The sequence below is a fragment of the Vibrio sp. 1069 genome (assembly GCF_033340555.1).
This window is the reverse complement of sequence record NZ_JAWOWP010000676.1, coordinates 1-581: the sequence shown is the minus strand read 5'-3', so window position 1 is coordinate 581 and position 581 is coordinate 1. Positions and strand designations below refer to the sequence as shown.

Annotated in this window: 1 protein-coding gene; it reads right to left on the bottom strand. The window is 47.3% G+C overall.

Going from position 1 to position 581, the window contains the following annotated elements:
* A partial coding sequence (locus R7040_RS28415) for a 3'-5' exonuclease (protein ID WP_318097881.1) occupies positions 1-581 on the bottom strand: 581 nt, incomplete at both ends.

Sequence of the window (581 nt, the reverse complement as noted above, 5' to 3'; positions counted from 1 at the left end):
CAATGTGCGCCTGACCTTTTGCCATTCGTTCTTCTTGAGACACAGGCTTTTTGTTCACTTCCCATTCGACATCATCAAACGGCAGCTCATCCAAAAAACGACTTTGAGTCGGCTTGATCAACTCACCAAACTGGCGACGCTCTTTACACATGGTAAACGCCAGCTCTCGCTGTGCGCGGGTGATGCCTACGTACATCAAGCGTCGCTCTTCTTCGACGTTATCTTCATCAATACTGGTTTGATGCGGCAATATGCCCTCTTCCGAACCAATCAAATAAACGTAAGGAAACTCTAGACCTTTTGATGCGTGTAATGTCATCAATTGAACGGCATCGCTGTCTTCGTCTTCTTCGCCGCGTTCCATCATGTCACGCAAGGTCAAACGTTGAACCACTTCTTTCAGCGTTTTCTCTTCTTGGTCGTAATTGTCACCTTCTAAGTCGGCCACAATCCAAGAGTAGAGATCCGAAACGTTCTTCATGCGCATTTCAGCGGCTTTCGGGCTGGCTGAGGTTTCGTACAGCCAATCTTCGTAATGAATGTCACGAACCAAGGAACGAACAGCTTCTACTGTGTTACCT